We start from the raw sequence: 9,567 nt of genomic DNA, 5'->3' as shown, positions 1-9,567 counted from the left end.
GGCGGACCCCCTTCAGGTGCGGGGACGGGGTGGGGTTCTCCGGGTACCGGAGCGGCGGGAGGCGAGTTCTGCGTATTCGGGACGGTCGAGGCTCTCGTAGACGAGTTCGCGTGACCGGGCGAGGGCGTCCGGCCAGTCCTGGTCCCAGGCGTCGTAGACCTGCCGGCGCATCGCTGCCAGGGAGTAGGCCGAGGTCGTGGCGGCGAGATCGGCCGCGTAGGCGTGAGCGCGCACGAGCAGTTCGTCCGCAGGAACGAGCCACTGCACGAGCCCGATGCGCAATGCCTCCTCGGCGTCGACGACGCGGGCGGAGTAGAGCAGGTCCAGTGCCCGTGCCGTGCCGACCAGGCGGCCGAGCAGCCATGCCAGCCCGCCTTCGGCGGTGAGGCCGATCCGGGAGAAGGCGGTGGTGAAGCGGGCTTCGGGGGAGGCGAAGCGCAGGTCGGCCATGAGCAGGTGGGCCATCCCGATCCCGGCGACGGGCCCGTTCACGGCAGCGATCAGCGGCTTGCCCAGATGCATGGCACGGTCCAAGGGCTGGGTCTGGGCGGCGTGGCGGGCTCGCATCCGCTCGGCGTCCAGGCCTTCGAGTTCCTTGAAGTCGGCGCCGGCGCAGAACGCCCGTCCCGTCCCGGTGACCACGATCGCCCGCACGTCCGGGTCACCGTCGAGGCGGTCCAGCGTCTCCAGGTACAGGCTCCGCATCGCGGGGGTGAAGGCGTTGAGGCGGTGGGGGCGGTTCAGCGCGATGCTCGCTATTCCGTCGCGTATTTTACAGAGAACCGACTCCGTGTCCGGGGGTTCGACATCGGTCGGCGACACCCGACGACCTCCTCCTCGATCAATCTGAAGTAACGCTTTAGCTGGTGCTATCGAAGAACGGCGCGGGTTCGCCCGCGAGCGCTCCCCCGTACCAAGACGATCCGAGGATGCCCAGTCAACATCTCCCAATTCGACCTCATGGACAAATTAGTAGTATGTTTAATTGGGGGTGTCAAGACGCTCGCTAGGATTCGTTCGTCTGGGCGCCACACACACGATCAAGGCGGGGAGTCACAGTGACGCTGGTGGAGCGCCGGGTCCCGCGGACGCCACGCACGAAGCTCGCCGAGCAGGTGTCGCGCCGCATCGAGGACGACATCATCGAGCGGGACTGGCCCGTCGGGGAGGTCCTCGGGGCGGCGGCCCACCTGGCCGACCGCTACGGGGTCTCCCAGGCAGTACTGCGCGAGGCGATCAGCATCCTGGAGTACAAGCAGGTCGCGGTCATGCGACGCGGCCGAGGCGGCGGACTGGTGGTGCAGGCCCCGGCGGCCGCGGTGGTGGCCGAATCCGTCGCGGCCTTCTTCCACTTCGCGGACGTCTCGGCTGACGAACTGTACGACGCGCGGACGACCCTGGAGGTCCTGTCGGCCAGGCTGGCGGCGCACCGGCTCGACGAGGACGACATCGTCGCGCTGCGCGAGATCGCCTCCAACCTGCCCCCGGGCAGGCCGCTCAGCGTGGCGATCGCTCGCGCGAGCGGCAACCCCGTCGTGGCGATCTTCGTGCCGACCCTGACCCGCGTCACCGGCGCCCTGGCCGGGGATGCCGGCGAGGACCCGCGTCTCGGCGAGCCCGTCGCCTCCGAGCGGCACCGCGCGCTGCGGGCCATCGCCGAGGCGGTCATCTCCGGCGACGAGGCCACCGCCGAGCGAAGGGTGCGCAGCCACCTGGAAAGCGAACGCTCTTGGCTCACCCGGATACGGCAGGCGCGGTCCGACGCGGACGTTTCCGGCCTCGCCTCGCCCGACACCCTGGGCGAACAGCTCGCGCACACCACCGAGGGAAAGCTGCCCGAGAAGGTGGCGCTGCTGGTCCGGCAGGAGATCCACCGGCGCGGATGGCCCACCGGAGAGGTGATCGGCAACGAGGCCACCCTCCTCGCGGATCTGGGCGTCAGCCGCGCGGTGCTGCGCGAGGCGGTTCGGATCCTGGAGCACAACGGCGTGGCGCGGATGCGGCAGGGGCCCGGCGGAGGTCTCGTCGTGCAGGCCCCCGACCACGCCCGCGTCGTCGATGCCCTCGCGCTCTACCTGCGCTACCTGCGCGTGCGTGCCACGGAACTGTTCGAGGTACGGACCGCGGTGGAATTGCGAGCGACCGAACTCGCCGCGGCACGAGCGCCGCGGTTCACTCCCGAGGAGAGGGCGGAACTGTCCGCGGTCCTGAAGCGCGTGCGGTCGCCCTCGGCGTCGGCGCACACCCACGTCGACCTGCACGTGACGCTGGCCGCCCTGAGCGGCAACCGGCTGCTCGGCCTCTTCGCCGCCGTCCTCGCCAGGCTCACCCCGTTCCGTATCCCCGACGACGAAGACGTCCGGCTGCACTCGCGAGAAGTGGACGAGCGCATCGCCGAGGCCGTGCTCTCAGGTGACGCCAGCCTGGCACGGCACCGGATGACGCGCCACATGGAGGGGTTGGCCCCCTGGCTGGACGACGACGCCTACTGATGTTCCACCGGGCGCGGAGGACGGTTCAACGCAGGAGTTCGACGATGGTCGCGTTGGCCGTGCCGCCGCTCTCGCACATGGTCTGGAGTCCGTAGCGCAGATCGTGGTGGCGCATGCGGGCCAGGAGGCGGGTCATGAGGATGGCGCCGGAGGCGCCGAGGGGGTGGCCGACGGCGATGGCGCCGCCGAGAGGGTTGACGCGTGCGGGGTCGGCACCGGTCTCGACCTGCCAGGCCAGCGGCACCGGCGCGAAAGCCTCGTTGACCTCGAACGCGCCGATATCGTCGATCGACAGCCCTGTCCGGCGCAGAACCTTCTCGGTCGCGGGGATCGGGCCCAGCAGCATCGTCACCGGGTCCGCGCCGCTCACCGCGCCGCCGTGGTACCGGGCGATCGGCGTCAGCCCCAGTTCCCGAGCCCGCTCCGTCGTGGTGATGAGCAGCGCCGCGGCACCGTCGGAGATCTGCGACGCGTTCCCCGCGTGGATCACCCCGTCCGGTTTGAAGGCGGGCTTGAGACCGCCCAGCGTCTCCACCGACGTCCCCCGGCGCAGCCCCTCGTCCACCGCGAACGTGGCACCGTCGACGTCGACCGCGATGACGTGGTCGTCGAACACGCCGGCGTCGATGGCCGCCGCGGCGCGGGCGTGCGAGGCGGCGGCGTACTCGTCCACCTGCGTCCGATCCAGGCCCCAACGCTCGGCGATCAGCTCGGCACCGACGCCCTGGTTGAACTCGACCCCGTCGTAGCGCTCCAGAACCGCCGGACCGTACGGCTGCCCCGTTTCCCGCGCGGCGCCGAGCGGGACGCGGCTCATCGTCTCCACGCCCCCGGCCACCACCATGTCGTACTGGCCCGCCATCACCGCGTGCGCCGCCGAATCGACCGCCTGCTGACTCGACCCGCACGCCCGGTTCACCGTCACTCCCGGCACATGCTCGGGCCACCCTGCCGCCAGCACCGCGAACCGCCCCACGTTGCTCGACTGATCACCCAGTTGAGTTACACACCCCCACACCACATCGTCCACCGCGGCAGGATCCACACCGGTGCGCTCCACCAACGCGTTCAGCACACGCGCCGACAGATCCACGGCATGGACAGACGCCAGCGAACCGTTCCGCTTCCCGATCGGTGTGCGCAACGCCTCGACGATCACGGCATCTCTCATGGACTCGTCCTCTCACTCGGCTCTTGCGACATGGTTGTGTTCAGCGGTTCCGCCAGACCGGCGAGCGTTTCTCGGTGAACGCGAGGGCGCCTTCCCTCGCGTCCTCCGATGTGGTCACCGGCTCGACGATCCGCCGTTGCTCAGCCCAGCCTTCCTCCACGGTCCAGTCGGCGCTGGAGGCCGCTATCCGCTTGGTCGCCGCGACCGCGAGCGGTCCGTTCGCCGCGATCACGGTCGCGAGGTCCAACGCCTCGGCGAGTGCGCCGCCCTCGTCGGTGAGCCGGTTCACCAGGCCGGCCTCCGCCGCCGTTCCGCCCCAATGGGCTCTCCCGTCAGCAGCAACTCCAAGGCGATCGCGAACGGAATCCGCCGTGGCAGCAGCAACGCTCCCCCAGCACGGGCGACCAGCGATCGTTTGACCTCGGGCGTCCCGAGCCGGGCCGTTCGTGCCGCAACCACCAGGTCACAGGACAGCAACAGCTCCAGGCCACCGCCGAAGCCACCGCCGCGTTCAACGCGTTCCGAACGGCCGGACGGTTGACCGTGATGACCTGTACCGCTCCACGGCGCTCAACGAGAACCTCGTCAGCCATGGCCTCCCCTTCCGGTGTCGCGCATCGTCTCAATAACACCATACTAAATAGCCGGTACGAGCCTCACTTGAGGCTGCACTGCGACATCCGAGCCGCCCCAAAGCACCCGATCCGCAAGCCGACGGCACAGTAAATGTTACACTTAATAGGCACGCATCTGCCAGGTCGACCATGGGCCACCGGCCAGCCGCCCGTGCGTGATCGCCGCAAGGAGGAGACCGATGCGCCGAACGCTGTTCACCCAGGATCACGACGACTTCCGCCTCCTGGTCCGCGACTTCCTCACCCGTGAGGTCGTCCCGGTCTACGAGGACTGGCGACAAGCCGGCCTCGTGCCCCGCGACCTGTTCACCTCACTGGGCGGGCTCGGCGTCATCGGCACGGCGATCCCGGAGGAGTACGGCGGTGGCGGTCAGGACGACTACCGCTACAACGTCGTGCTCCAGGAGGAGTGCGCCCGCGCGAACGTAACGCTGGGCGGACTGCGCACGCACCTGGACGTGGTCGTCCCCTACTTCACCGGCCTGGCCGACGACGCCCAGCGGAGCCGCTGGTTCCCCGGGCTGGCGTCCGGTGACCTCTACACGGCGATCGCGATGAGCGAGCCGGGCGCGGGCTCGGACCTGGCCGGGATCGGCACGACGGCGGTCCGCGACGGCGACGCCTACGTCGTCAACGGCGCCAAGACGTTCATCACCGGCGGCCACCACGCCGACCTGGTCGTCGTCGTGGCCCGGACCGGCACCGACCCCGACGACCGGCGCGCCGGCCTGTCACTGCTCGTGATCGAGAAGGGCATGCCCGGCTTCACCGTGGGACGCAAGCTCGACAAGCTCGGTCTGACGGTGCAGGACACGGTGGAGCTGTCCTTCTCCGATGTCCGCGTCCCCGGCAAGAACCTCCTCGGCGAGGAGGGCGCGGCGTTCTCCCACCTCGGCCGGAACCTCGCACAGGAGCGGCTGGCCATCGCGGTCGGAGCCGTAGCCCAGTCCCGCTCCGCCATCGACCTGACCGTCGACTACGTCCGCAACCGGACCGTTTTCGGCAGGCCGGTCGCCGCCTTCCAGAACACCAAGTTCGAGCTGGCCGCGATGGCCGCCGAACTCGAAGCCGCCCAGGCGATGCTCGACGCCGCGATCGCGGCGCATGTCACGGGCCGGTTGAGCGCCGTCGACGCGGCCAAGACCAAGCTGTTCTGCACGGAAACCCAGGGCCGCGTCGTCGACCGCTGCCTGCAACTGCACGGCGGCTACGGCTACATCCTCGAGTACCCCATCTCCCGCCTCTACGCCGACGCCCGCGTCTCCCGCATCTACGGAGGGACGAGCGAAGTCATGAAGACCATCATCAGCAAGTCCATGGGCCTATAAGGAGCCGACCATGCACATCGACGGATCCTCGGCACTGGTCACCGGCGGCGCCTCCGGGCTCGGCCTGGCCACCGCCCGCCGCATCATCGCTCGCGGCGGCCACGTCATCGTCGCCGACATCTCCGAGGAGGTGGGCGCGAAAGCCGTCGCCGCCCTCGGCGACGCGGCCCGGTTCGTGCACGCGGACGTCACCGACGAGTCCTCGATGGCCACCGCCCTCGACGCCGCGCAGCGACTCCGCCCGCTCCGTACCGTGGTGCATTGCGCCGGACGCGGCGGCGACCGAACCCGCATACTCGCCAAGGACCGGTCGCCCGGGGATCTCGCGACCTTCGCCGAGGTCGTGCAGACCAACCTGATCGGTGCCTACAACGTGCTCCGGCTAGCCGCCTCCCGCATCGCCGGCAACGACACCCTCAACGAGGGCGACCGCGGCACCATCGTCCTCACCGCCTCCGTCGCCGCCTTCGACGGCCAGATCGGGCAGACGTCCTACACCGCGTCCAAAGCCGGCGTCCACGGCATGACGCTCGTCGCCGCACGCGACCTGGCCAGTTGGCAGATCCGGGTGAACACCATCGCCCCGGGCATCATGGACACCCCAATGCTCGGAAGGCTGCGCACCGACATCCGTGATGGACTCGCCTCCTCCGTCCCCCACCCCAAGCGGCTCGGCGCCCCGGACGACTTCGCCCGCCTCGCCGTCGAGATGATCGAGAATCCCTACCTCAACGGCCAGACCGTCCGCCTGGACGGAGCCATCCGCATGGCCCCACGCTGACGTCCTGGCGCTCAGCGTTCCCACCGCACGGCGCACCAAGTACAGGCGGGATGTGATGCAGGCAGGAGCCGAGCTAGTCCAAGGGCGTGAAGCTGCCGCCGGAATCATGTACATCAATTCTCCACGGCCCGCATCCAGGGCGACGGCCCCGGCCAATAACCGTGCCTGGAGCACCGTTGTGAACTGCAGACGGGAGACCGGTCCCCAGCCCGCGGGCGAGCCCCTCCTCCAGAGCGCCCGCCGCGCCAGCTCGTCCTCTCCTTTCCCATGCGAGCCCGAGCACTGCGACACCTGTATGGCGCGGGTGACCGCGGACGAGGTCAAGATGCGCGTGAACGACGCCCTTGGGAGGATCAGGTCGACGACGGGTGGGTCCTGACCTGCCGGAGCGAGCCGATGCGACCGTCCGCAGACCCGCAACGCCATCGTTCCGTCTCCGGCGGTGATCTCAAGGAGCTGGCGAAGATCCGCACCGAGGACGAGGCGCACGCGATGGCGGTGCGGAGGCGCCACATCTGCGGATCCGCGCCGAGGAGTGCGCGGTGGGCCCGCCCGTTCAGCCGTGCTCACCGGCAGCGTGGTGCTGTACCTGCACGGCGACCGGAACCTTTCGGTGCGCGCCCGAGTCAGCGCTGGATCTGGCCGGGCACCTCGCCCTGCGGACCAAGCTCTGCCGGACGCCGGGAGGCCCGGTGGTGCTGGCTGGCGAGCGGCTGGGCGCGGGCCTGGCAGTTGCGCTGCTGGTGCGCCTGCGCGATTGGGGTGCGGATATGCCGCTGTGCGCGACGCAGGACTCGGCCTTACTGGACTTGTCCCCACAGGCACACAGCCTCCAGTTCAACGCGTTCGCCGACCCCTCTTTCGAGGAACTGAGAACGCGTGTCTCGCGCTACACGGCCGGGACGTTGCCGACCGATCCGCTGGAGCCCGCTTATCGCCAACCTGCACGGGCTGCCGCCGATCCAGCGGCGGGCACCGGACCCTGCTGGACGACTCGCCGGCGCTGACCGCCCGCGCGGTCCGTTCCGGCGTCTCGGTGGAGCTGCGTGACCACGCCAACGCCGACGGCCTGCACCGGGCCGCCCTGGACACCATGGCGGGTCTTGTCCGGTCCTGGACGCGCCGCCCCTGCTCGATGGCCATGTGAGGACTCGGGCGGCCGCCGGGGGCACTTCCGTGGTCGCGCCACTGAGAGTATGATTCTCGCAAATCGGAATCGATGTGCGGTACGACGACGCGCAGGTCCGCGAGAGCCCCCTGGACGGCGACTTGCCCACCCGGATGCCGGACGGGGCCGTCCTGGTCGTGCACACCACCGCGAGCCCGACCATCGTCCAGGCCGTCGCGGCGCGGGGCGCCTACGGCGACCCAGTGCTGCACGTCGGCGCACTGGGACAACTCCGCGAGCAGAGCGCTCGCCGGGGTGGCGCGGCACGGCCTCGATCGCCGCGTTCGCGGTGAGCACAAGCCGTTTCCTGACCACACCGGACGGAAGGCAAATCGCACGGCTCTCACATCCGGCCTCGCCCACCGAGAAATAGGCCGCATTCCACCAGTCCGGGACCGCTGAGAGGAATCACCCGCTTTGACCCGTGTGAAAGGCAGGACGGCCATGTCCAGGAGAACCGGCAGCACGTGCACCAGACGTCTGGCCGCGGCGCCCACATGTGTCACGCTGGCCTCCGTGGTGGTGCTCACCACCACGATCAGCCCGGCAAGCGTGGCGAAGGCCTCTGAAGGGGCGTCCCCGTGCAGGCCACTCACGCCTGGCGGCCCGTTGTTCATCACCGCCGCGTGCGTCGATCCCGTGCTGGACCAGCCTTACATCGACGCCGACCGGCCCGGCACCACGACCGATCCGGCGTCCGGCGTCACGGTTCGCTATCGCTACGTCCACGGCGGATTCAGCGGGACCGACGCGAGATTCTCGCTCTACTTCCCGGCGCCGGGCCAGTATCGGGGGCGTTTCTTCGAGTCCACCTACCCGACGGTGACGGAAGAAGACGCGGAGCCGGAAGCCGTTGCTTTCGCCATCTCCAACGGCTCGTACGTCGTCTCGACCAACAACGGCGGGGCCGCCGCGGCTGCCGGTGAGCTCGGGGCGTACCGGGTGAACGCGGCAACAGCGAAATACTCTCGGACTGTCTCGGCCAAGATCTACCGCACCCCTGCTCGGCCGCGCGGCTACCTCTACGGTGCGAGCGGCGGCGCCTACCAGACCCTCGGCGCATTGGAGAACAGCAGAGGGGTCTGGGACGGCGGCGTTCCCATGGTGCCGGGCGTCCCGAACAGCATCCCCAGCTCCATGACCGCTCAGTTGCTGGCCGCACGGGTGCTGCGCGACAAACTGCCGCAGATCGCCCAGGCGGTGGCGCCCGGCGGCAGCGGCAATCCCTACGCGGGCCTGAACTCCGAACAGCGCACCGTTCTGCGTGAGGTGACGCGGCTGGGCTTCCCGCTGCGCGGGTGGTGGCAGCATGCGACGCTGGACGGTGGTGCCTTCCAAGCCGTCCAGCCGGGGGTCCGGGCCCTCGACCGGACCTATTCCGACGACTTCTGGTCCAAGGAGGGGTATGAAGGCGGCGAGCCCGCGGTCCGGGCGGTCCGGGTGCGCTACGACACGACGGTGACGGGCTTGGTCGGCTCGCCGAGAGGGCTCGTGCTGGCGGACCTGCTGAAGGGCGAGGTCGCGGGTGCGGACCTGGTCATCACCAGCGGGTCGGCGGCGGGCAAGGTCGTGCCGATCGGGACGGTGACCGGGCGCACCCTTACCTTCGGTTCCGGGGCCGATCCGTCGGTCACCGGCCAAATCGAGCCCGGCACTTCGGTGCGGATCGACAACTCCTGGCTGATAGCGCTGCAGTATTACCAACGCCATCAAGTCCCGAGCCCGGACCAGTACGGCTGGAACCAGTACCGCACCGCCGACGGCTCCCCCGCCGGGCCGCAGCGCCCGACCCTCGTCGGGCCGATCCTGGCCGCCGCAGCGGGCGGCGCGGTCGCCACCGGCCGCTTCCACGGAAAAATGATCATGCTGGCGTCGACGATGGACGTCCAGGCCTACCCCTGGTTCGCCGACTGGTACCACCGGAAAGTCCACGACGCCGACCTCGGCGGCGACTACCGGCTCTGGTACATGGACAACGCCGACCACCATCCC

8 protein-coding genes and 1 pseudogene are annotated in these 9,567 nt (G+C 69.9%); 6 read left to right on the top strand and 3 right to left on the bottom strand.

The genetic code is table 11. The features are described from left to right. Positions 1-12: 12 nt before the first annotated feature. The gene (locus E1281_RS09830) at positions 13-822 is read right to left on the bottom strand and encodes an enoyl-CoA hydratase-related protein (protein WP_165958855.1); all 810 of its coding nucleotides are present in this window, start codon (positions 820-822) and stop codon (positions 13-15) included. Between the two features lie 236 nt (positions 823-1,058). Between E1281_RS09830 and E1281_RS09825 the strand changes: the two genes are divergently transcribed. Continuing rightward, positions 1,059-2,492, top strand: a complete 1,434-nt coding sequence (locus E1281_RS09825; RefSeq protein WP_131876969.1) for an FCD domain-containing protein — start codon at positions 1,059-1,061, stop codon at positions 2,490-2,492. A gap of 25 nt (positions 2,493-2,517) precedes the next feature. Here the strand turns inward: E1281_RS09825 and E1281_RS09820 are convergent, their stop codons facing one another. Together E1281_RS09820 and E1281_RS09815 are read right to left on the bottom strand one after the other, a co-directional pair. Continuing rightward, positions 2,518-3,663, bottom strand: a complete 1,146-nt coding sequence (locus E1281_RS09820; protein WP_131876968.1) for a thiolase family protein — start codon at positions 3,661-3,663, stop codon at positions 2,518-2,520. 40 nt (positions 3,664-3,703) lie between these two features. Further along, positions 3,704-4,256: pseudogene (locus tag E1281_RS09815) on the bottom strand (enoyl-CoA hydratase-related protein). A gap of 221 nt (positions 4,257-4,477) precedes the next feature. Between E1281_RS09815 and E1281_RS09810 the strand changes: the two are divergent. From E1281_RS09810 to E1281_RS09785, 5 genes are all read left to right on the top strand, one after another. Further along, positions 4,478-5,626 (top strand): acyl-CoA dehydrogenase family protein, encoded by a 1,149-nt coding sequence (locus E1281_RS09810; RefSeq protein ID WP_131876967.1) that lies wholly within the window; start codon positions 4,478-4,480, stop codon positions 5,624-5,626. 10 nt (positions 5,627-5,636) lie between these two features. Beyond that, entirely contained in the window at positions 5,637-6,407 is a 771-nt protein-coding gene (locus E1281_RS09805; RefSeq protein ID WP_131876966.1) for an SDR family NAD(P)-dependent oxidoreductase, read from the top strand. A 692-nt stretch (positions 6,408-7,099) separates the two neighbouring features. Continuing rightward, on the top strand, positions 7,100-7,414 hold the full coding sequence (locus E1281_RS40120; protein WP_165958853.1) for a hypothetical protein: 315 nt from the start codon (positions 7,100-7,102) through the stop codon (positions 7,412-7,414). A 214-nt stretch (positions 7,415-7,628) separates the two neighbouring features. Beyond that, a complete protein-coding gene (locus E1281_RS09790) occupies positions 7,629-7,868 on the top strand; it encodes a hypothetical protein (RefSeq protein ID WP_131876964.1) in 240 nt (79 codons plus the stop codon). Positions 7,869-8,091: 223 nt separating this feature from the next. Beyond that, positions 8,092-9,567, top strand: a 1,476-nt coding sequence (locus E1281_RS09785; protein ID WP_131876963.1) for a hypothetical protein, incomplete at its 3' end; no start/stop codon positions are given.

The sequence above is a fragment of the Actinomadura sp. KC345 genome (assembly GCF_004348515.1).
Classification (GTDB): Bacteria; Actinomycetota; Actinomycetes; order Streptosporangiales; family Streptosporangiaceae; genus Spirillospora.
This window is presented reverse-complemented; position numbering and strand designations above follow the sequence as displayed.

Coding starts and splice junctions, on each gene's coding strand:
- E1281_RS09820 (WP_131876968.1), bottom strand. CDS start 3,663: ATGAGAGATGCCGTGATCGTCGAGGCGTTGCGCACACCGATCGGGAAG.
- E1281_RS09810 (WP_131876967.1), top strand. CDS start 4,478: ATGCGCCGAACGCTGTTCACCCAGGATCACGACGACTTCCGCCTCCTG.
- E1281_RS09805 (WP_131876966.1), top strand. CDS start 5,637: ATGCACATCGACGGATCCTCGGCACTGGTCACCGGCGGCGCCTCCGGG.